Here is a 20,882-nt window from a genome sequence, read left to right on the forward strand (position 1 = left end):
TCAGCCTCCCGCATCCTCGACCGCGACCGGCTCGCGCTGGATCAGCGCGCGCTCGGGCCACAGCCACGTGATGATCGAGACCGCGCAGCCGGCCAGCATCGCCCCCACGAACACCCAGGCGGTCAACGCGAGCCCCGCGAACAGTAGCGCGGCAAAGACCGCGAGCCAGAACGGCGCGTACGAATCTTCGGGCATCTTCAGGATCACGTCGGGACTCGCCTCGAGCGCGGTCGTGCCCAACGCTTCGCGACCTTGCGCGAGCAGATAGCCTTCGTCGAGTTGCGAGCGTGTTTGAACCGCGTCGCCCGGCTCTTCGATCCGGCCTTCCCACAACGGATGCCGGCTCGCGAGCGTCGGCACCACCGCGAAGTTGTACGGCGGCGGCGGCGAGCTGATCGACCATTCGAGCGTCGGCGCGTCCCACGGATTGTTGCCGGCGACCTTTCCGCGCCTCAGGCTCACCGCGATATCGATCAGAAACAGCAGCACGCCGGCCGCAAACAGGAACGAACCGAGTGACGTGACGAGATTCACCGTGTTCCAGCCCATGTCGGCGGGATACGTGTACATGCGGCGCGGCATGCCGAGCAGTCCCGCGATATGCATCGGAAAGAACGCGACGTTGAAGCCGATGAAGAGCACCCAGAACGCGAGCTTGCCGAGACGCTCGTTCGTCATCCTGCCGGTGAATTTTGGAAACCAGAAGTAGATGCCGCCGATCACCGGAAATACGTTGATGCCAAGCAGCACGTAGTGCAGATGCGCGACGACGAAGTACGTGTCGGTGAGTTGCCAGTCGAACGGCACCGCGGCCGTCATCACGCCGGAGACGCCGCCGATCACGAACAGCAGCACGAAGCCCGCAAAAAACAGGAACGGCACGCGATACACGGGGCGACCGGTCCAGATCGTCGCGACCCAGGCGAACGTCGCGACCGCGCTCGGCACCGCGATGACCATGCTGGCCGAGCCGAAGAACGACAGCGCGAGCGCGGGGATACCGGTCGCGAACATATGGTGAATCCACACGGCAAAGCCGACCACCATCGTCGCGACCGTCGCCAACGCGACCGGCCCATAACCGACCAGCGGCCGGCGGCAAAAGACCGGCAACGCATCCGACACGATGCCCATGGCCGGCAACACGACCACGTAGACCCACGGGTGCGCGAAAATCCAGAACAGGTGCTGCCAGAGCAGCGGCCGCCCGCTATTGAGCACGTCGAAGAAATGCGTGCCGACGCGGCGGTCCATCCACAGCATCAGAAACGCGAGGCTCACCGACGGCACCGCCAACAGATTGCCGGCCGACGCGGTCAGCGTGCCCCACACGAGCACCGGCACGCGATCGAGCGACATGCCCGGCGCGCGCATCCTCAGCAGCGTGACGACGAAGTTCATCGCGCCGACCGTCGTCGAAATGCCGAGCAGCACCATGCCCAGCGCGTACACGTCGATATTCGGGCCGTTGCTGTACTCGAGGCCGGACAGCGGCACGTAGTTGAACCAGCCGGCGTCGGGGGCCTGTCCCGTCGGAAAACTCGCATACAGGAAGATGCCGGCGAACAGGAACACCCAATACGACAGCGCGTTCAGGCGCGGAAAGGCCATGTCGCGCGCGCCGAGCACGAGCGGCCATAGATAGTTCGAAAAGCCGGACAGAACGGGCAGCGCGTACAGAAAGATCATCGTCAGTCCGTGCATCGTGAACAGCTGGTTGTACTGTTCGGGCGTCAGCACCGTTGCGTTGGGGCGCGCCAGTTGAACGCGCATGATCAGCGCTTCGACGCCGCCCATCAGCAGAAAGATGAACGCGCTCACCAGGTAGCGCAAGCCGATGGTCTTGTGATCGACCGTCGAGAACCAGCCGCGCCAGCCGGGCCGCGACTCCCAGATTTCGCGCAGCCGCTTTTCCTGCTCGCTGCCGGGCTCGACACGGCCGCGCCGCGGCGTGCGGGTCAGCGCGGGTAGCGAAGCGGAAGCGGGATGATCGGACATTGAACGGACTCCTCGAGTGCGATGCGCTTCAATGCAGCGTCGCGAGATACGCCGACAACGCGGCGGCCTCGCTGGTGGTCAGCGCGATACTGGGCATCAATGCATCGGGTTTGATCCGCTGGGCGTGCTCGATCCAGTCGAGCAGATGGTCGGGCGTGTTGCTGAGCGCGCCTGCCGCGATCGTGCGACGCGAACCGAGATGGGTCAGATCGGGCGCCTGCACGCCAGTCGCCTTGGTGCCGCGAATCGTGTGGCAACCGGCGCAGCGCTCCTCGAACAGATGCTGGCCGGCCGCGACGGCCGCGTCGCCCGCGGGCACGGTGGCCGCGCGTCCCTGCGCGTCGCGCCACGCGTTGAACGCCGCGGCGTCCTGCGCGATCACTTCGAACGCCATATGCGCGTGCTGCGCGCCGCAGAACTGCGAGCACTGCCCACGATAAATACCGGGACGGTCCGCCTGCAGCCACTGCTCGTTGGTTTGGCCTGGAATCGTCTGCGTCTTGCCTGCGAGTTGCGGCACCCAGAATGCGTGCACGACGTCCGCGCTTTTGAGCTGAATCTTCACCGGCTCACCGACCGGAATATGAATCTCGTTCGCCGTGCTGAAGTTGCGGGCGGGGTTCGGATCGTCGCGGTAATCGGCTTTCCACCACCAGTCGTAAGCGGTCACGGTGATCGTCAATTGCGGATCCGACGCGGGCGACGCCACCGATTCGAGCGTGATCAATGCATAGACCAGCATCGCCAACAGCACGACCGACGACACCGCGGTGCCGATGAACACCCAGCGGATGCCGCCGGGCTCGGCGCTCAGCGCATCCGGTTGCGCCGTGGGACGCTTGCGGACCATCGCGCCGATCAACAGGCCAGCGACGATCAGCGTGACCAGCGTCACGATCGCGGTGAAAACCCAGCCGAGGTACAGCGTGGGACGAGCCGCCGGGCCAGCCGCATGCAGGAAGTAGTTCAGCGGCGCCACCGTGTTCGCGTGTGCGGAGTTGGCGAAACCGATAGTCAGCGCCGGTAACAACGTGACGCTGCCGCGCGTGACGCGCCGGCCTGACGTTCCGGATGCTGCCGCTGCTGCCACTGAGAACCCCGCTGACAGTGATGACCTTTCGACACGCATCGTCCCCTGCGAACGAAGCGACGCCCAAGCAGGTCAGCAAAAATCAGGCCGCGTATGGCGCGGGTGCGGGGGAGGTTCGCGTTGACTGCGGCATGTCAACAGAAGGGTGCATTCGCTCGGTTATGGGAATGCGTAAACGAGTCGTTGCATAGGCGTGGATTGTTGCCGCAAGATTTTATTTTGATATTGGCCTTCTCAAAATAAATCGCCTTTAAAATGCGCGCTCGCCACAACTTGATTATCTATTAATTCACTCTTATCGGTCGATCTGGAGGATTGATGTTTCAATGCTCGTTCGAATTGAATGGCAAGCCAATGAGCGAATTTCGGATTGGCGCTCTATCGTTTCCCGCATACTCTGGGCAGGGGAGTTATATCAATAAAGCGGCTGGAACGTGCACGCCGACGTATGGTGCTATTCCCGTGGGCAGGTATTACATTTTTGATAGAAGGTCCGGAGGCGCTCTCGGCCCATGGAAAGATCGGCTCAATCTGAATGGCAATAACAAGAGCGAATGGTTCGCGCTGTACGCTATCGACAGCGATATTGACGACGACAAACTCTTATGCGACGGCATCATTCGTGGCCAATTCCGATTGCATCCTAAGGGAAGGTTGGGGAAAAGCGAGGGCTGCATAACCATCGATCAACTCGCAGACTGGCATCATATCCGTTCAATATTTACCAACACGCCGAAAATATCCGTGCCTGGATCGGGATTTAAAGCGTACGGTGAGGTGATTGTGAGATGAAAAAACTCCTAATCTGCCTCTCGGTCGGCCTCAACTTACTGTTCGCAATCTTAGTCAATGCGCTGTGGTGGATGATGAATCCAGAAGCGCCGTTGAACTTTTCAAATCCAATATGGAAATGGGCGGGTCGCATGTACGGGGTCACGACGGCATATCAGGAATCCGACTTGGCGTTCTTCATGTCATCGGCCGCTATCGTGCTAGGGTTCGTCGCAGCCGTGCTGGTTTTCCGGTGGAGCATGAAGCGCGGTCAGCGAAAAGTTGGCGACTAGCCATCTCCGGTGGAAATAGTCGCTGCGTCAGCACCGAAAGATTCGCCCGAAGCCCGCCGCCCAGCGGGCTTCGCTCGGCTAGCTCCGCTTGCACGTCCGGTCGCCCAGCCTTAAAAACCGTGTCTTGCCATTGCCGACGCCTCGCGCTTTCGGCAAGGCTTCTTGCACTCGTAGACTGAGAACATTCTTCAAGGCAGTTTTGCCTTAGAGCGTGTTAGGCACTTTTCATAATCGGTGCAGCATGAACGAGCATAAGCATGGCGAAGACGACGAAGTGCAGGCCTGCCAGGGTTTCGGGCAGGCGCTCGTAGTCGCGTGCCAACCGCCGGAAGCGGTTGAGCCAGCCGAAACTGCGCTCGACCACCCAGCGGCGGGGCAGCAGCACGAAGCCCTTCTTCGCCTCAGGCAGCTTGATGACCTGCAGTTCAATGCCTTCATCACGTGCGGCCTGTGCAGCAGTGTCGCCCGTATAGCCCTGGTCAGCAAACGCAAGTTTCACCGTCTGACCGGTGACGTGCTGAACCTGACGCGCAAGCTCGGCCACCTGCGCGCGCTCCTGCTCGTTGGCCGGCGTAATGTGCACCGCGAGCAGCATCCCCAGCGTGTCGACAGCCATGTGAACCTTGCTGCCCCGCTTGCGCTTGTAACCGTCGTAGCCCGCACGCGGCCCGCTTTCACACGTGGACTGCAATGTGCGTCCATCCAGAATGACCGCACTGGGCTGGCCCTGACGCTGTTGCGCCACGCGCAGCACCGAGCGCAAATCGTTGACCATCGCCTCGAAACAACCCGCGTTCAGCCAGCGCTGCGTTTGCTGGTAGACCATTTCCCACGGCGGAAAGTTGGTCGGCAGCATGCGCCACGATGCACCCGCGCGCGCCATCCAGCGAAGCGCGTTGAACATTTCGCGCAGTTCGTATCGGCGCTGCGGTGCATCTTCGTTCATCAAGGTCAGATACGGAGCGGCGAAGCTCCATTCCTCGTCCGAAACATCTGTCGGGTATGGCTTGCGTTCTATCATCCCGCCAGGTTACCAGGTCTGACAGAAAGTGCCTAACACGCTCTAGCACGGTCCCACCATGACGGCGGTAGCTCAATTTCTCCGTCGTCGCCTTCCGCCGATGTGTCGTATATCAGAGAGTCCTCTGTCCAGAACAGCCGGATTCGCTCCGGATATCGATAAACTCGCTCGGCGAGCAATTCCGCCGCAGTTGCGCGGTACAGCCTCAAGGCGATCCGGTCTCGGGGCAGATATGCATACCGCGCGATGTATTTCCCGTCATCTGATTTCTGATCGTGAAATTTGGCTCCTTTCATTTGCGTGACAGCGGAACGATACTGGACCGCCCCGAGCGCGATAATCACACTCATCGTTACGATGAACACCCTGGCGAGAACCGATCGCAACGCCTTGCTCCTGAAGCTATTCATTGATCAAAAATGCACGACGATCGGCCGCTGGAGACGAATTGTATTGAAATCAGAGTAGACGATGAAATCACCTCCGCGATTGTGCTTCCGTTGCCACTGTCTGAAATCCCTGTTTCTGATCGGATAATAGACCTTACCCGGATTCGACAACGCCTGTGTTGGGCCAATCACGACAGGAAAATCTATCCAGGGTGAACCCGCCAGGTTCGCCAGTTCGGTGGCGGCCGAAATTGCCACCCCTCGCCTGCTCCAATGTCCCAGGTATTGCGACGTGGTGTCCAACTCGCCCTGAAAGGAGTAGCTATCCTTCACATAAACGACGATTTTCTCGATCACGCCGATTCTTTTCTGAAAGTCGTATTCGATCTCCGAAATAGCTGCATTGATCACGAAGGAACCGAGCGCTGCAGTCAGATCATCGGGCGCATGAGCAGTCGATTGGCGCAAGGCCGTTTTTGCTTTTTGCTCGAAAGTGCCATCTACGGTCACATACTGAAACTGGAAATCTTTGTGCAGTATCCGAATATCATGGCGACAGATACCCCACGCGCTCAGATACATACGACCGAATGACGTGTAACGCGCAACTATTTGCCGAACTGCGCTAGCCGCCTTTGAACTGTAAATCCTCTCGTTGACAAGATCTTCGTACTGCTCTCTGGCGCGTCTGAATCCAAGGACCCATTTCATTTTGATTATGCCGTGGTCATACATGCTGTCTGGATACGGCTTGCCGTCCTGGTTGATCTCGTTTTTCTGATCGTCCTCAGACCTCGAATAGTTGAGTTCTCCTGCGAACCATCGGTCCATCAGTTTTGCACCGACCGGCATCATCTCTTTGCGCATCGCGGCCGGGATGTCCTGGATGTCAAACGGAGGCACGGTCGTTGCACGCTTCGTCAGTCGAGGCGGTTCAGGCGACCGCGGTACTTCGGGCTTGCTCAACTGGGTCTTAGAACGCGACAAGGCCTGCGCGTTTTTGCCGTTGTCATCCGGCAGATTTCCCCGCTGAGCAGGCGCCGGCGGCCTAGACTTCGGTTCGGCTTGTTCTACATGTGCTTTCGGCGGATTTAGCTGCGCTGGCGGAGGCTTGTCCAACGACATACCGACACCGCGCACGGCGCGCGCGTCGTCCTGCTTGGTCCAGCGCCACAACAGTTTGTTGATCTTGTACACAGAAATTTCGTTAGGCACGCTATAGCTTCTCGCTCTAGATTTAACGTTCGTGAACTACTAATGACCGGAATGCGAGTCCACTGCCTTCTAGCCACCTGACATTAATAGCTAACTGACAGTTCGAAAGAAATCAGAGCACGCCCAAAATGGGCGTCCATTCACAATCTTTCGTGACGCCGAGCGACACGCCCGTCACCGCTCAACGTTCGCCCAACCACAAAAGGCCATGCGTTCGAACGTCTCTCTGCTCCGCCGCCTCGCCGCCCTGCTGATCGCCCTGCCCGTCGCCGCCGCTCTGCCAAGCTGCGCGAGTCCCGATGCGGACAACGTCGCGCACACCGGCCCGTATCGCGCCGACATCCGCCGCACCGCGCTCGGCATTCCGCACATCAACGCCGACAACTGGGGCAGCCTCGGCTATGGATACGGCTACGCGCAGGCGCAAGACAATCTGTGCACGATGGCCGAAAGCTTCGTCACCTATCGCGGCGAACGCTCGCGCTTCTTCGGCGCCGACGCGCGGCCCACGCTCGGCGCGACGTTCGGCCAGCCCAACAATCTCAATTCGGATTTCTTCTTCCGTTTCATCGTCGACGATGCGACCGTCGCGCGTTACCGCAAAAGCCAGACCGACGACATGCGCGCGTTGATCGACGGCTTCGTCGCCGGCTATAACCGCTACCTCGCCGATCTCGCGCACGGGGATTTCCCGGGCGCGCATGCGGCCTGCCGCGCGGCGCCGTGGCTCGGCAAGATCAGCAACGCGGACTTGTACCGGCGTCAGATCGCGGCGAATCTGGCCGGTGGCGAGGCGCGCTTCATCAACGCGATCGCGACCGCGCAACCGCCCCAGCCGATGCCGGTGCCGCCGCAAAGCGCGTTGCACGACGAGGCCCCCGTCGACCCACCGCTCGCGGAATTCGGCGGCCATGCGGGCATCGGCAGCAACGCTCTCGCGTTCGGCGCGGACGCGACGCACACCGGCAGCGCGCTGCTGCTCGGCAATCCGCACTGGTTCTGGACCGGCCCCGATCGCTTCTACCAGGCTCAACTCACTATTCCTGGCAAGCTGAACGTCAGCGGCGTGTCGTTTCTCGGCGTACCGCTGATCATGATCGGCTTCAACGACAACGTCGCCTGGACCCATACCGTCTCCACCGCGAAGCGCTTCGGCCTCTTCAAGCTGACGCTCGAACCTGGCGCGCCAACCCGGTATCAGGTCGACGGCAACAGCGAAGCGATGACGCCGACGCGCGTGAACGTCGAGGTACGCGCCGCCGACGGTTCGCTGCATACCGTGTCGCGCACGCTGTATCGTTCTCGCTTCGGAGCGCTGGTCAATCTCGGCACGATGTCGCCCGCGCTCGGGTGGAATACGCAGCAGGCGTTCGCGCTGCGCGATATCAATACCGACAACTTCCGCGTGTTCGAAAACTTCCGCGCATGGAATCAGGCGGCCTCGCTCGACGATTTCATCGCCATCCAGAAGAAGAACGCGGCGATGCCGTGGGTCAACACCCTCGCGATCGGCCGTGACGATCCGCGCGTCTGGTACGCGGATATCGGCGCGACCCCGGACGTGCCCGACGAACTCACGCAGCGTTGCACGCCGCCGGTCGGTCGGGCACTGGCGCGGATCATGCCCGGCGTGCCGGTCCTCGACGGTTCGCGCAGCGACTGCGACTGGCGCGACGAGCCCGGCGCGGTACAGCATCATGCGTTGCCGGTCGCGCAGATGCCGTCGCTGCTTCGGCGCGACTATGTCGGCAATTTCAACGACAGTTACTGGCTCAGCAACCCGGCCGCACCGATGACCGGCTATGCGAAGATCATCGGTGCGACCGCGACGCCGCAGACGCTGCGCACGCGACTGGGCCATACGATCGCGGCGCAATTGCAGAGCGATCCGCGCGGCGTTTCCGCCGATGCGCTCGGCCACGCTGCGCTCGACAGCCGCTCGATGTCGGCGTTGCTGTTCAAGTCACCCGTGCTCGAACGTCTGTGCGGCAGCGACACGCTCGCGGCCCTGCCGGCCGGCCCGAACGCCGACCCGCAGCGCGCGGCGTGCAAGGTACTCGCCGCATGGGACGATACGGCCGCGGCCGACGCAGTGGGGGCAACCTTGTGGGACGAACTGTGGCGACGTCTGCTGACGATACCGCCCGCGCAGCTATACGCGGTACCGTTCGATCCCGCGAAGCCGTTGACCACACCCGCAGGCATCGCCGCCGATCCGGCGCAGCTCGCCGCCGCGCTGCAAGACGCGCTCGCGGCACTGCAACGCGCCGGCATCGCGATCGATGCACCGCGCAGCGCGGCGCTCTACGTGCAACGCAACGACGAGCGCATTGCGCTATTCGGGGGTTGCGACGCGGGCGGCTATTTCACCTCGGCGTGTGCCGTGCATCCCTTCGATGCGAGCGGCTATTCGATGAACGTCAAGCCAATGGGCGACACCTATCTGCAGATAGTGTCGTTCGCCGGCGCTCAGGTGATCGCGCGCACGCTGCTCGCACCGTCAGAATCGGATGACCCGGCGTCGCCGCACTATGCCGACGGGACGCGCGATTACGCGGCCCAACGCTGGACGTTTATTCCGTTCTCCGAAGAAGCGATTGGGCACGATCCGGCGTTGAGTGTGCGCACGGTAAGTTCGTCGGATTCCGAGGGAAAAGCGCAATAAATAAGCGGTACGACGGGCAACAGGCCCGTCGTACCGCAGAAACTCACAGATCGAGCACCAGCAGCGGCGATTTCGCGCGCGAGCAGCACGGCAGGAACTGGTCGTTTGCCGCGCGTTCCTCATCGGTCAGATACGAATCCAGATGATCCGGCTCACCGGACAGCACCCGCGTCAAACAGGTACCGCACACGCCCTGCTCGCACGACGTGATCACTTCGACGCCATGCGCGGCCAGCGCCTGCACGACCGTGCATTCGGGCGGCACGTCGATCGTCGCGCCGCTGCTCGCGATGCGCACCTGGAAGCTGCCGCCCGTCGCCGCCTGATTCGCGGCCGCGCCGAAGAACTCGTAGTGCAGCCTGTTTTCCGGCCAGCCCTTCGCACGCGCGGTCTCGAGAACGAAGTCCATGAAGCCGCGCGGACCGCAGACATACAGGTGGGTGCCGGCCGGCGCATCGCTGAGCGTCTGCTCGATATCGAACGTCGAGCCGCCCGGATGGTCATCGTGATGAAGCTGGACCGACTTCGCGAAGCCAGCTTGTGCGAGACGCTCGACGAACGCCGTGCGTTCCTTCGAGCGCGTGCAGTAGTGCATGTCGAACGAAGCGCCCGTGGCGGCAAGCCGCTCGGCCATGCAAAGAATCGGCGTGACGCCGATCCCGCCCGCGAGCAGCAGATGATGAGCCGCATCGTCGGCGAGCGCGAAATGATTGCGCGGCGCGCTGATCTGCAGGCGATCGCCTTCGCGGACCAGATCGTGCACCGCTTTCGATCCGCCGCGTCCCCCTTCGTCGCGCAGCACCGCGATCAGATAGCGATGCGTTTCTCGCGGATCGTTACACAACGAGTACTGACGCACGAGCCCGTTTGGCAAATGCACGTCGACGTGCGAGCCGGCGTCGAAGGCCGGCAACGCCTGAGCGTTTTCGCTCGCGAGTTCGAAGCTCGCGATACCGAGCGCTTCGTCGCGCCGGCGCGCCACCACCACATTCAGCACGGGATGATTCATGTCGCCGGCCGCACGGGAATGACGCGCGTCACTTCAGCCTGCGGGGCGCCCGTCTCCGCGCGTTCCTGCGCGACGAGCCGATCGATCACGCGGCGGGACATCACGCCGCCCGCATCGATATTGAGCTTCAGCAGATTGCGCTCGGGCCAGCGCAACAGGTTCTGCTGCTGACGTTCGAGCATCTCCAGATCTTCACTGAAGATCTTGCCCTGCCCTTCGCGGATGCTCGCGGTCAGCGCCGCATCGTCGGGACGGAAATTGCGCGCCATGCCCCAGAAATACCAGATCGACGTTTCCGTTTCCGGCGTGATGAAATCCACCACGATCGACGACGCTTTCTGGTCGGCTGGCGCGTGATAGCCGCCATGCCCGGCATGCGCGACGCCTACCTCGATCAGCACGTGACTCGGCGGCGTGAAGTGGCAGATCTGCCAACGGTCGACGGGCACGTCGTCGGCGAGACCATTGCCGCGCAACGCCATCTTCCAGAACGGCGGCGCCGCGACGTTTTCCATGAAACGGCTCGTGTGCACGGTATCGGCTTCGGCCATGGTTTTGGGCGCGGCTTCGTCGATTTCCTTTTGCCCGATGCTGTTCGCGTGCACATAGGTCTCGTGCGTCAGATCCATCAGGTTGTCGATCATCAGCCGGTAATCGCAGCGGATGTGATAAAGACCGCCGCCGTACGCCCATTCGGCACTCTCGGCCCACTCCAGATGATGCAGCTTGGCGGCATCGGCCTGCGCCGCATCGCCGGGCCACACCCAGACGAAGCCATAGCGCTCGATCGCTGGATAGCTTCGAATCGATGGAAAGCCGTTGACGCGTTGCCCCGGCATGCCGGTCGCCTTGCCCTGACAGCCCATTTCGAGGCCGTGATAGCCGCACACGAGCGTGCCATCGCGCACGAAACCGAGCGACAGCGGCGCGCCGCGATGCGGACAGAAGTCTTCGAGCGCCACCACGGCGCCTTCCGCGTTGCGATAGAAAACCATCGGCTCGCCGCAGATCTGCCGGCCGAGCGGCTTATCCGCGACTTCATCGGGCATACATGCGACGTACCACGCATTCTTGGGAAACATGTCAGTCTCACTCCCTGGATTATTCATGGATTGCATTCAGCCTACTCATTGAGATTCAGTGTACTCAATGCGTCTTTGATGATTAAATGAAGGTTTTCCCCTAGACGAACTTTCAATCAGGTAACACGAACGCCGGTTCGCCATTTCCATTCGCAACGAAAAGGCGCGAGGTCTTCAGAACTAATATGGTCACTTCAACCGATACCAGCACTTCCGCGATCAGCATCGATCTGTACGACCAGCCCGGCCATTTGATCCGACGCGCGCATCAGATTTCCGTGTCCATGTTTCATGATCTGATCGGACGCGAGGTGACGCCCGTTCAGTATGCGGTGCTCAGAATGCTGCAGGAATTGCCCGGACTCGATCAGGTCACGCTCGCGCAGCGAGTCGGCCTCGACACGTCGACCACCGCCGATATCGCGGTACGGCTCGAAGCGAAAGGCTGGATCGTGCGCGAAGTTCTGCCGCGCCGCCAGCGTCGTCTATTGCTGACGCCGGCTGGAGAGCAGTTGCTCGATGAATTGATCCCCGGCGTCAACGCGCTCAATCACGGCCTGCTCGACGGGATGGGAGACGAGGATGCGCGAGAGCTATTGAGACTGTTGAGAAAGTTCGTGCATCTGAATAACGATCAGAGCCGCGCGCCGCTGCGCAGCGCGAGCGACGACGCGAATCCGAACTAGCAGACAGCGCGCTCTCCGTACTACGACGCCACCTCCACCACGATCTTGCCGCGCACATGGCCTTTCGCGAGCCGTTCCAGCGCCCTGGCCGTCGCATCGAACGCAAACCGTTCGGCGACCACGACACGCACGCTGCCCTTGTCGAGCAACGACGCGATCTCCGTCAATTGCCGGCCGTCGGGTCGCGCGGTATAACGCGTGGCCCGTGCGCCATGGTTCGACGCCTCGGTCTGCGACGGCTCGTTGAGCGTCGAGACCAGCGCGCCACCGGTCGCCACGGCCGACCACGAGCGGCGCTGCGTATCGCCGCCGATCAGATCGAACACGAGGTCGATGTCGCGCGCGACGTCTTCGAAGCGCTGCGCGTGATAGTCGATCACGCGATCCGCGCCGAGCGAGCGCACGAACTCGATGCCGTCGCCGGACGCCGTAGCGTACACTTGCGCGCCCTTCTGCTTGGCGAACTGCACGGCGAAATGTCCAACGCCGCCCGCGCCCGCATGGATCAGCACGCGGCCGCCGGCTTCGAGGCAGCCGTGATCGAACAGGCCCTGCCATGCGGTCAACGCGGCGAGCGGCACGGCGCCCGCGGACCCCACATCCAGTTTTTCCGGCGCATGCGCTAACGCGCTCGCGGACACGACGACGAATTCCGCGTACGCACCCTGTCCCTGGCCAACGAAGCCATACACCTGCTCGCCCGCGCGCCATTGCCCGACGCCCTCGCCAACCCGTTCGACCACTCCGGAAAAATCGCGCCCGAGCGTATAGGGCAGCTTCTCTTCACGAATCAACGGGTACTGGCCGGAGCGCGTCTTCAGGTCCACCGGATTGGCGCTGGCCGCGCGCACGCGCACCAGCACCTGGCCGGCGCCAGGCTCGGGGATCTCGATCTTCTCGGCCTTGAACACCTCGGGACCGCCGAAGCGGTGAATGCGATATGCGAGCATCGTGCTCATGATGGCCTGCTCCTCGAAAGGTCCTGTGTCAGCGGCGCTACTTTGCCGGCTGCGCGCAATTCGCGTTCCTCATCGCTGGGTTCTTTTTCATTCGCACGGCGTGCGCCGCTGGAAAACGCAACTCGAGCCCGCGCGCCGAGGCACGAGATATGCGAAAGGTACCGGTAGGCGCGCAGTCGTGATGTACTCATTCAAGGAGGAACCATGTCACAGCACCCCGCCCATTCCCAGGATCACCGCCACCCCGGTCAGCCGAATCCCGCTGACGTCGAAAAAGCACTCAGTGGTGTGGATTACCCGACCACACGCGAAAAGCTGGCCGCGCAGGCGCGCAAAAATCACGCGAATACCGACATCGTCGATCTGGTCGACCGTCTGCCCGATCACAATTTCGACAGCCCGGCCGCGGTGGCGAAGCAAATCGCGCGTATTCAATGACGCTGCGATCCGTCGAGTCGGAGCCGGACTCCGAACCCCATTCCGCCGGACTCGACGCGCGAATGAAGAAAACCGGCGATGTGCGTATCGGCATTTCCGGCTGGCGCTACCAAGGTTGGCGCGGCAGCTTTTACCCAGAGGATCTCAAACATGCAGCGGAATTACAGTACGCGTCGGCGCTGTTCGGCACGATCGAAATCAACGGCACGCATTACAGCCTTCAATCGCTCGATAGCTGGCAGCGTTGGTACGCGCAAACGCCTGACGGCTTCGTGTTTGGCATCAAAGGCGCGCGCTATCTGACTCATATGCTGCGGTTTCGCGATGCGAGCGCACGTGTCGGCATCGCGAACTTCTTCGCGCAGGGGCTGCTCGCGTTGAACGAAAAGCTTGGTCCGATCCTATGGCAATTTCCGCCGTCGTTCCGATTCGAGCCCGAGGCAATGGAGCGCTTTCTGAGCGTGTTGCCGTCCGACATCGCGAGCGCATCGGCGCTGGCGAAGCAACATGATGCGCGTGTCAAGACGCCTTATGTCGACATCGATCGCAAGCGGAAGTTGCGTCACGCGGTCGAAGTGCGCCACGCGAGCTTTGTCGATCCGGCGTTCGTGACCTTGCTTCGGCAATACGGGGTCGCGCTCGTCGTTTCAGATTCCACCGAACCGTGGCCCGTCGCCGAAGATCTGACGGCGGACTTCGTCTATCTTCGCCTGCACGGCAGCGAAGCCAAATACTCGGGTTCATATGGGGACGACGCTCTGCAACGATGGGCCGAGCGAATCGATGCATGGCGCGGCGGCTCGCAACCGGCCGACGCGCGCTTGATCGCGCCGCAACTCCGGCCGCCTCGCCGAGCCGCGCGAGACGTCTACTGCTACTTCGACAACGATGTAAAAGCTCGGGCGCCGTTCGACGCACAACGATTGATGAAAGGCCTCGGATTACGAGCGACGCACGCGCCGGCGTCATCCTGAGCGCTTGCCGCCGTGGGCCAGCTTCTGTGCGGTGCGCAACGCTGCGACGATGCGTTCGTACACCTCGCGACGCGTTTCAGGGTCCGGCGCGCGCAGCGCAAACGACGGATGGTACGTCGCGACCACGCGTTGCTCGCCGCGCTCGAGCGTTTTGTCGAACGCGTCCTGCAAGCGCGCGTGCGAGTCGTGAACAACCGCTTTCAACGCGGTCGCGCCCAGTGCCACGACCACGCGCACATGCGGCATGTCGAGCTCCTGCTCGAGCCAGTAGCCGCAAGCATCCACTTCACGCTGAGCGGGCGTTTTGTGCAAGCGACGCTTGCCGCGCGCGATCCACTTGAAATGCTTGACGGCGTTCGTCACGTAGACGTCGTTACGCTTGACGCCCGCTTCTTCGAGCGCGCTGTCGAGTAACGCGCCGGCCGGCCCGACGAAGGGCTTGCCCTGCAGATCTTCCATGTCGCCGGGTTGCTCGCCGACCAGCACGATCGACGCATGCCGCTGCCCTTCGCCGGGCACGGCCTGAGTCGCATTGCGCCAGAGCGCGCAACGGCGGCAATCGTCGAGCTTCGCCGGATGCTGATCGGGTTCGACATCCGCTGGCTCCGATTGCGGGTCGCCATGCGCGCGCTTTTTCCGCGGCCTGTCGGTCATGGGTACGACCGCGCGTGCTGAAGCAGCTTATTTCTCACTCTTCTTCGGAATCTTCGCGCCCGACTTGCGCGCCTGATTCAACGCGATCGCGACAGCCTGCTTGTGCGGCTTGCCATGCTTCGACTCGGTCTTGATGTTGTGCGACACGGTCTCTTTCGATGTACCTTTCTTCAGCGGCATGATCTTCTCCGGGTGTAGATGACGAGAGGAAAAATCAGGATCCGCACGGAATGGCGTCCCTGCACCGAAGCTACGCAGCATATGCTGTGCCCGGGAGCCTCATAGGCCGGATCGGCCGCGTCGAAATCAACCGGAAACGCCCGCTGCCACCGCGTTCAACGCCAGCGACACGCCGCCCACCAGAATCAGACTCGACGCCCACACCGCATCGAGGTTGAACCAGCTGCGCGACACGAACCTGAGCCCGAGGTAGCGATAAACGAGCCATGCGAGCACGCCGCCGGCCATCGTCATCGCGGCCGCATGCACCGCGGAGACCGACAGCGCCATGCGCAGACTCGTTTCGATCAGCGTTTGGGCGGCTTGGTGCGCGCTGTCCATTGCGTCTGCGCGGCACAGACCGAGGTAGATCGGCACCAGCATCAAGCCAGCGCCGTGCGCGATCGCCACCGCGAACGACCAGAGCGCGAGCCGCGACGGCGGAATTCTCGTCAGTACGCGCGGATGGCGCCGGCGCATCAGCAACACCAGACCGAAGCCGATCACCAGCACGCTCGCGCCGATCTGCATCTGACGCTGCCACGCGAGCACGCTGGCCAGCATCGCGAACGGCAGCATCATCAGCAATATGGCGAGCGCGTGCCCCGCCGCGAGATAAAGAAGCGCTACGACCAGCGCTTGCGAGCGCCGCTGCATCAGCGCGTTCGACACCGCGAGCGGCCACCCCATCGCCGGATTGAGTCCGTGATACACACCGCTCGCGAGGACGGCCAGCCACAGTGCCGCTTGCGGCGACACCGCGCCGCTCAAACGCCCACCGAGGGATAGCAGAACGAATCGGTCGAGCAGTCGCCGCCTTCGAGGCGAATCTGGTGCGCGCGATAGCCGGCGGGAAACTCGACGAAGTAATCTTCGGCGAGCTCGAGACCGCCATTGGGGTCGGCATGCGCCATGACTTGCACGCCGGGCACACCATCCGGGTAGAACTGGTCGTCCCACGTCGAATAGAGCGAGTTGGTCCAGTAGATGCGCTTGCCGTCGCGACTGATCTCGACCATCTGCGGACCGCCGGCGAAAGCCTTGCCGTTCAGATGCGGCGCGCAATGTTCGATTCCACCGATGCGCACCGAGCCCGTCAATTTCGGCTTGCGCGGTTCGCTGACGTCGTACTGGCGCATCTCGCCGGTGCCCCAGCAGGAGACGTAGAGGAATTTATCGTCGATCGAAAGATCGATGTCGGTGACGAGCGGCGGCACCGCGCCGAAACCTTGCAGCAGCGGCGGCAACTCGTCGGCATGCGCGGGCTCCGGTGGAATGGTCGCGGTCTTCTCGATGTGGAAGTGGCCGCCTTCGCGCCACCAGGTCCAGATCGACCCTTCCAGATTCGTCGTATCGACCACGACGCCGATAAAGCCGTACTCGCGGCTCGGGTCGTGCGCGGGCCGCACTTCGAGCGCCATCTGATGATTCGCGCCGAGATCGAGCGTCTGCACGTTGCGCCTCGCGCGCAGATCCCAGCAATGCACGCGGTGGCCGTATTTGTTCGCGAGCAGATCTTCGGGCACGATGCCGTTTTCGAATTGCGGCGGCAGCGCCCATTCGGTCGACACCATGTAGTCGCGCGGCAGATTCCACCAGAAGTCGTAATGCTTTTCCTGCGCGCCGCGCTCGATTTCCCAGCGGCCCAGCACCTCGAATGTTTGGCAGTCCATGATGAAGATTCCGGGCGGCCCGTCGGTGCCGTCCTTGCCACCACCGCCGAGCGTGCTCACGTAGATGCCCTCCGGTCCGCAATGCACGGTGTGCGGACGCGAATAGCCGGTCTTGCGGAAAATTTCCTCCGGCTCGATGATCTTGTGAATCTTCGCCTGGGTCGGATGCGGCTTCGTATCGACGATATAGATGCGCGACGAGCGCATGCCCGGAATGATCAGATAGCGACGTTCCAGAAACGCGTGGCCCGTCAACGGCGACAACGCGGACGAACACGCGTTCCAGCCGAAGTGATGGAATTCGTCGCCCTTGTTCGGCACCGGCACCGTGTGGACCACCTGGCTATAAGTCGGCGAACCGGGCTTCACGTCGATCACGGCGAGCGCGTCGGGCTGCGAGGAGTCAGGACTTAGCAGCACCGTGTATGCGTATTCTTCCGCCGGCGCATCCATCGCGAGCTTCGGCGATGCATGAAAGGTAGGATCGGGGCGCATTCTCATGACGGCACTCTCCCTGTCGTTCGAACGGTTCTGAACGGAAGCCCGGCCCGCCAAAAATCGAGCCAGCGTAACTTTAGATTTGTAGTTCACGATAGCGACGGACGCAACCGGAAATATGCACCCGAACGCAGGTTCGATCCGACTGCTGGGCCGCATCGCACGAGAACCGCCAATTTGGTGGGGCTGAAGCGGCGCGGGGAAGGCGGTATGGCGGGGTGGTATTGGAGGAATGAAAGGATGCTAGTCGCTTGGGGATATCACGCTATCTCGCACGCCGAGCCTCGACAAAGGCCTCGACATAACGCAGCGCCTGTTCGCACTGCTCGGGCGTGAACGCGTGAATGCTCGCCGGAACCGGATCGAAGCCAAGCTCGGTCGCGACCCACCGGATCGCTTTCGCGCGGGCTTCGAACGCGTTGACACCATCGCGGCGCACCTTCCCGGCAACGAGCGGTTCGAGCGCATCGTGCAGCTTGCTCTTCGACTCGCGCAACGTCGCGTCGGCAAGGCGGCCGAGCGGCAGGTTGTGTTTGCTGCGCGAATAAACGCCGATCCACGCCTGACATGCGGTGCAGATCCACAGCGGCCCTTGATCGCTGCGATAGGGGTAGGACTCGTCGCCGTAACGCGCGAGCAACGCACGGTTGCCGCAGTAGTCGCATGACGGCTGCGGCAGTGCCTTGACGGGCTTGCCTACGCGCATGGGCAGTGCCCCGGGGAAAATTCGCCGTACTTCATCGCATCGATCCGACTGGCGGAAACGGGTAGAGCCACACAGTTTAATGGAATGCCCGTACCCGCATGCAAGACTTAGCTTCTCTGCGCGATCGCCATCACCACCCGGCGCCGCGCGGCCAGGCCTTCCGCCGACCGTCGCCGGACCAGTTCCACCACCGCTTGCGGCGCCAACGCCGGATCGCCCGCGTCGAACGGCGGGGCTGGCGCGTATTCGAGTTCGAGCTGGATCGCCTGCGCCTCTTCTGCGCCCGCCAGTTCGGCCGCGACGGTCAACCCGAAATCGATGCCCGCCGTCACGCCGCCGCCGGTAATCAGATTGCCATCGCGGACCACACGCGCATGTGTCGGTATCGCGCCGAGCGGTTCAAGCAGCGAGTGAAACGCCCAGTGAGTCGTCGCGCGCCGCCCGCGCAGCAAGCCGGCCGCGCCAAGCAGCAACGCGCCGGTGCAGACCGACGTCACGTAGCGCGCGCTCGCGGCCTGTCGGCAAACGAAGTCGATCGTTTGCTCGTCTTGCAACAGGTCGGTCACGCCGCTTCCGCCTGGCACACAGATCACGTCGAGCGGCGGGCAGCTTTCGTAGGTCGTGCTCGGCGTCAGCACGAGCCCGTTACTCGACACCACGGGCTCCCGTGTCTTCCAGATCAGATGCATCGTGGCGCCCGGCAACGATGCAAGTACGTCGTGCGGGCCAGTCAGATCGAGCTGCTGTACTTTCGGAAAGACCAGAAAACCGATTTGCAGGTTCATAGGGATACCTTATTCAGGGAGAAATCGAAACACGTGATCCGCCGCGTCTTCCAGGTGGACGGATTGATTCTATGCGCGTAGTCTTTGGCAAGACTGCCATTAACCCCAGTTTTTCTGCCACGCGCGCTCTCTCTTACAGCCCCTGTTACACACGACATGTCCAGCGCTCCCCCCTCCATCGTGCTGCTCGCCTTCCCCAACATGCAACTGCTCGACGTCAGCGGTCCGCTGCAGGTATTTGCGTCCGCCAATGAGCTCGTCGCGCAGCGTGGGCTCGACGAACTCTACTCGCCCCGCGTCGTGGCAGCCGAAGCCGGGCCCGTCACGTCGTCGTCGGGACTTGCGGTACTCGCCGGTTCGTTGCGCTCGGTGAAAGCGCCGGTCGATACGCTGATCGTTCCGGGCGGCTGGGGGATTCGTCAGGCATCGGCCGATCAGCGTCTGATCCGCTGGACGCAGCGCCATGCGCCGCATTGCAGACGCGTTGCCTCGGTCTGCTCGGGCGCGTTCCTGCTCGCCGAGGCGGGACTGCTCGACGGCCGCCGCGTCGCCACGCATTGGGGGCGTTGCGACGAACTCGCGCAGGCGTATCCGCAACTGCGCGTCGAAGCCGATCCAATCTTTATTCGCGACGGGGCTATCTGGACATCGGCGGGCGTCACCGCCGGCATCGACCTCGCGCTGGCCATGCTCGAAGAAGATCACGGACGCGCGTTGGCGCTCGATGTCGCGCGCGAGCTCGTCGTGTTTCTGAAGCGGCCGGGGGGGCAGTCGCAGTTCAGCGCGACGCTGTCGCTGCAACATGCCGACGACCGTTTCGGCGAATTGCATACATGGATGACGTCGCATCTCGCATCCGACCTGTCGGTACCCGCGCTCGCGCGACGGCTTCATATGAGCGAGCGCAGCTTCATGCGCCACTACAAGGCGCAAACGGGCCGCACGCCGGCCCGCGCGGTCGAGCAGTTGCGCATCGAAGCGGCACAGCGCTTGCTAAGCGAGACATCCTGGTCGATCAAACGAATCGCGGCGCGGTGTGGATTCGGCAGCGAGGAAACGATGCGATGCAGCTTCGTGCGTCAGTTGTGCGTGGCGCCGCAGGTGTATCGCGAGCGCTTTTCATCGACGTGACTCGTCGACGCGAAAATGCGCGGCCGTCCGACATCACTCAGTAGCGACGTTTGACGATCAGCGTCGCGCCCGTATCGTGAGAATGCAGAACCGCGACGCGCGCGGTGCCGGAGAACACCCAGTCGTCGATCGTCAAGGACAAGCGTCGCTGCGGTGACTCGCCTATCGACAACACTGAACTGTTCATCTGAACGATAGACAATTGCGGCGCGGTAGATGGACCCAGATGCAGAGGATTCGAGGCATTTTGCGCGGCAGGTTTTGCGCCCGGTTCGGACACCGGTGCGAACTCCGGTCCGGACGACACCAATGCCTTCGCAGTGCCGAGCTGGACATCGCGCGTCACGTCCACACTATAGTAATTCTCCATTTGCGCGAAGAACGGCTTGCCCTGATCCCCGTGATACTCCATCGCATAGCGCTGCTGCTCGAAGTAGTGCCGAGGCTCGGGAATCGGCGGCACGACTTCGACGGGCGACGCGACGATGTTGGCGACCATCATCGCTTGCGGCACATCGCCGAAGGGGCCGCCCGCAAACGCGTAGCCGCTCATCAAGACGAGTACCGCTCCGACAATCCTCTCGTTTTGGCACGTCATCGCATGCCTCCAGTGAAGGAATTGAAAT

The 20,882-nt window shown here is 62.4% G+C and carries 21 protein-coding genes; 7 read left to right on the top strand and 14 right to left on the bottom strand.

Going from position 1 to position 20,882, the window contains the following annotated elements; translation table 11 throughout:
* Together ctaD and coxB are read right to left on the bottom strand one after the other, a co-directional pair.
* Positions 1–1,998 (bottom strand): cytochrome c oxidase subunit I, encoded by a 1,998-nt coding sequence (gene ctaD / locus OKW26_RS00930; protein WP_429352365.1) that lies wholly within the window; start codon positions 1,996–1,998, stop codon positions 1–3.
* Positions 1,999–2,026: 28 nt separating this feature from the next.
* Complete coding sequence (gene coxB, locus OKW26_RS00935; protein WP_429352366.1) at positions 2,027–3,127, bottom strand: cytochrome c oxidase subunit II; 1,101 nt, start codon at positions 3,125–3,127, stop codon at positions 2,027–2,029.
* Positions 3,128–3,406: 279 nt separating this feature from the next.
* Here coxB and OKW26_RS00940 point away from each other — a divergent pair, with 279 nt between their 5' ends.
* Both OKW26_RS00940 and OKW26_RS00945 read left to right on the top strand, forming a co-directional pair.
* Positions 3,407–3,880 carry a DUF2778 domain-containing protein gene (locus tag OKW26_RS00940; protein ID WP_429352367.1) on the top strand — a complete coding sequence of 158 codons (474 nt, stop codon included), beginning with the start codon at positions 3,407–3,409 and terminating at the stop codon, positions 3,878–3,880.
* Positions 3,877–4,152: a hypothetical protein gene (locus tag OKW26_RS00945; protein ID WP_184039538.1), complete on the top strand. Its 276-nt coding sequence runs from the start codon at positions 3,877–3,879 to the stop codon at positions 4,150–4,152. The genes OKW26_RS00940 and OKW26_RS00945 overlap by 4 nt, the downstream gene beginning before the upstream one ends.
* Positions 4,153–4,366: 214 nt before the next feature.
* On the opposite strand, the gene OKW26_RS00950 is transcribed toward OKW26_RS00945, so the two are convergent.
* Positions 4,367–5,170, bottom strand: coding sequence for an IS5 family transposase (locus tag OKW26_RS00950; RefSeq protein ID WP_143037180.1), 804 nt, complete (start codon positions 5,168–5,170; stop codon positions 4,367–4,369).
* A 416-nt stretch (positions 5,171–5,586) separates the two neighbouring features.
* The gene (locus OKW26_RS00955) at positions 5,587–6,759 is read right to left on the bottom strand and encodes a DUF6402 family protein (RefSeq protein WP_429352368.1); all 1,173 of its coding nucleotides are present in this window, start codon (positions 6,757–6,759) and stop codon (positions 5,587–5,589) included.
* Between the two features lie 226 nt (positions 6,760–6,985).
* Between OKW26_RS00955 and OKW26_RS00960 the strand changes: the two genes are divergently transcribed.
* On the top strand, positions 6,986–9,442 hold the full coding sequence (locus tag OKW26_RS00960; protein WP_429352369.1) for a penicillin acylase family protein: 2,457 nt from the start codon (positions 6,986–6,988) through the stop codon (positions 9,440–9,442).
* 43 nt (positions 9,443–9,485) lie between these two features.
* Here the strand turns inward: OKW26_RS00960 and OKW26_RS00965 are convergent, their stop codons facing one another.
* Together OKW26_RS00965 and OKW26_RS00970 are read right to left on the bottom strand one after the other, a co-directional pair.
* Complete coding sequence (locus OKW26_RS00965) at positions 9,486–10,451, bottom strand: PDR/VanB family oxidoreductase (RefSeq protein WP_184064788.1); 966 nt, start codon at positions 10,449–10,451, stop codon at positions 9,486–9,488.
* Complete coding sequence (locus tag OKW26_RS00970) at positions 10,448–11,533, bottom strand: Rieske 2Fe-2S domain-containing protein (RefSeq protein ID WP_429352370.1); 1,086 nt, start codon at positions 11,531–11,533, stop codon at positions 10,448–10,450. The genes OKW26_RS00965 and OKW26_RS00970 overlap by 4 nt, the downstream gene beginning before the upstream one ends.
* 185 nt (positions 11,534–11,718) lie before the next feature.
* Here OKW26_RS00970 and OKW26_RS00975 point away from each other — a divergent pair, with 185 nt between their 5' ends.
* Entirely contained in the window at positions 11,719–12,219 is a 501-nt protein-coding gene (locus tag OKW26_RS00975) for a MarR family winged helix-turn-helix transcriptional regulator (protein ID WP_090809135.1), read from the top strand.
* Between the two features lie 20 nt (positions 12,220–12,239).
* On the opposite strand, the gene OKW26_RS00980 is transcribed toward OKW26_RS00975, so the two are convergent.
* Positions 12,240–13,178 (bottom strand): NADP-dependent oxidoreductase, encoded by a 939-nt coding sequence (locus OKW26_RS00980; RefSeq protein ID WP_184067402.1) that lies wholly within the window; start codon positions 13,176–13,178, stop codon positions 12,240–12,242.
* 204 nt (positions 13,179–13,382) lie between these two features.
* Between OKW26_RS00980 and OKW26_RS00985 the strand changes: the two genes are divergently transcribed.
* Both OKW26_RS00985 and OKW26_RS00990 read left to right on the top strand, forming a co-directional pair.
* Complete coding sequence (locus OKW26_RS00985) at positions 13,383–13,616, top strand: DUF2795 domain-containing protein (protein WP_429352371.1); 234 nt, start codon at positions 13,383–13,385, stop codon at positions 13,614–13,616.
* Positions 13,617–13,678: 62 nt separating this feature from the next.
* Positions 13,679–14,590 carry a DUF72 domain-containing protein gene (locus tag OKW26_RS00990; RefSeq protein WP_429354159.1) on the top strand — a complete coding sequence of 304 codons (912 nt, stop codon included), beginning with the start codon at positions 13,679–13,681 and terminating at the stop codon, positions 14,588–14,590.
* Here the strand turns inward: OKW26_RS00990 and OKW26_RS00995 are convergent.
* The 6 genes from OKW26_RS00995 to OKW26_RS01020 form a co-directional block, all read right to left on the bottom strand.
* Positions 14,582–15,244: a UdgX family uracil-DNA binding protein gene (locus tag OKW26_RS00995; RefSeq protein WP_429352372.1), complete on the bottom strand. Its 663-nt coding sequence runs from the start codon at positions 15,242–15,244 to the stop codon at positions 14,582–14,584. The genes OKW26_RS00990 and OKW26_RS00995 overlap by 9 nt on opposite strands.
* Positions 15,245–15,271: 27 nt before the next feature.
* On the bottom strand, positions 15,272–15,424 hold the full coding sequence (locus OKW26_RS01000) for a DUF6496 domain-containing protein (RefSeq protein WP_018437257.1): 153 nt from the start codon (positions 15,422–15,424) through the stop codon (positions 15,272–15,274).
* A gap of 126 nt (positions 15,425–15,550) precedes the next feature.
* Entirely contained in the window at positions 15,551–16,222 is a 672-nt protein-coding gene (locus tag OKW26_RS01005; protein ID WP_429352373.1) for a hypothetical protein, read from the bottom strand.
* Positions 16,223–16,230: 8 nt separating this feature from the next.
* Positions 16,231–17,637 carry a selenium-binding protein SBP56-related protein gene (locus tag OKW26_RS01010; RefSeq protein ID WP_429352374.1) on the bottom strand — a complete coding sequence of 469 codons (1,407 nt, stop codon included), beginning with the start codon at positions 17,635–17,637 and terminating at the stop codon, positions 16,231–16,233.
* Positions 17,638–17,899: 262 nt separating this feature from the next.
* Complete coding sequence (locus OKW26_RS01015) at positions 17,900–18,340, bottom strand: zinc-finger-containing protein (protein WP_018424627.1); 441 nt, start codon at positions 18,338–18,340, stop codon at positions 17,900–17,902.
* A gap of 107 nt (positions 18,341–18,447) precedes the next feature.
* Positions 18,448–19,125, bottom strand: coding sequence for a DJ-1/PfpI family protein (locus OKW26_RS01020; protein WP_184067389.1), 678 nt, complete (start codon positions 19,123–19,125; stop codon positions 18,448–18,450).
* 156 nt (positions 19,126–19,281) lie between these two features.
* Here OKW26_RS01020 and OKW26_RS01025 point away from each other — a divergent pair, with 156 nt between their 5' ends.
* Positions 19,282–20,256: a GlxA family transcriptional regulator gene (locus OKW26_RS01025; RefSeq protein ID WP_429352375.1), complete on the top strand. Its 975-nt coding sequence runs from the start codon at positions 19,282–19,284 to the stop codon at positions 20,254–20,256.
* Between the two features lie 37 nt (positions 20,257–20,293).
* Here OKW26_RS01025 and OKW26_RS01030 read toward each other — a convergent pair whose 3' ends face one another.
* Positions 20,294–20,854, bottom strand: a complete 561-nt coding sequence (locus tag OKW26_RS01030; protein WP_184067384.1) for a hypothetical protein — start codon at positions 20,852–20,854, stop codon at positions 20,294–20,296.
* Positions 20,855–20,882: the final 28 nt, after the last annotated feature.

This window comes from Paraburkholderia sp. 32 (assembly GCF_050435345.1).
Lineage (GTDB): Bacteria > Pseudomonadota > Gammaproteobacteria > Burkholderiales > Burkholderiaceae > Paraburkholderia > Paraburkholderia tuberum.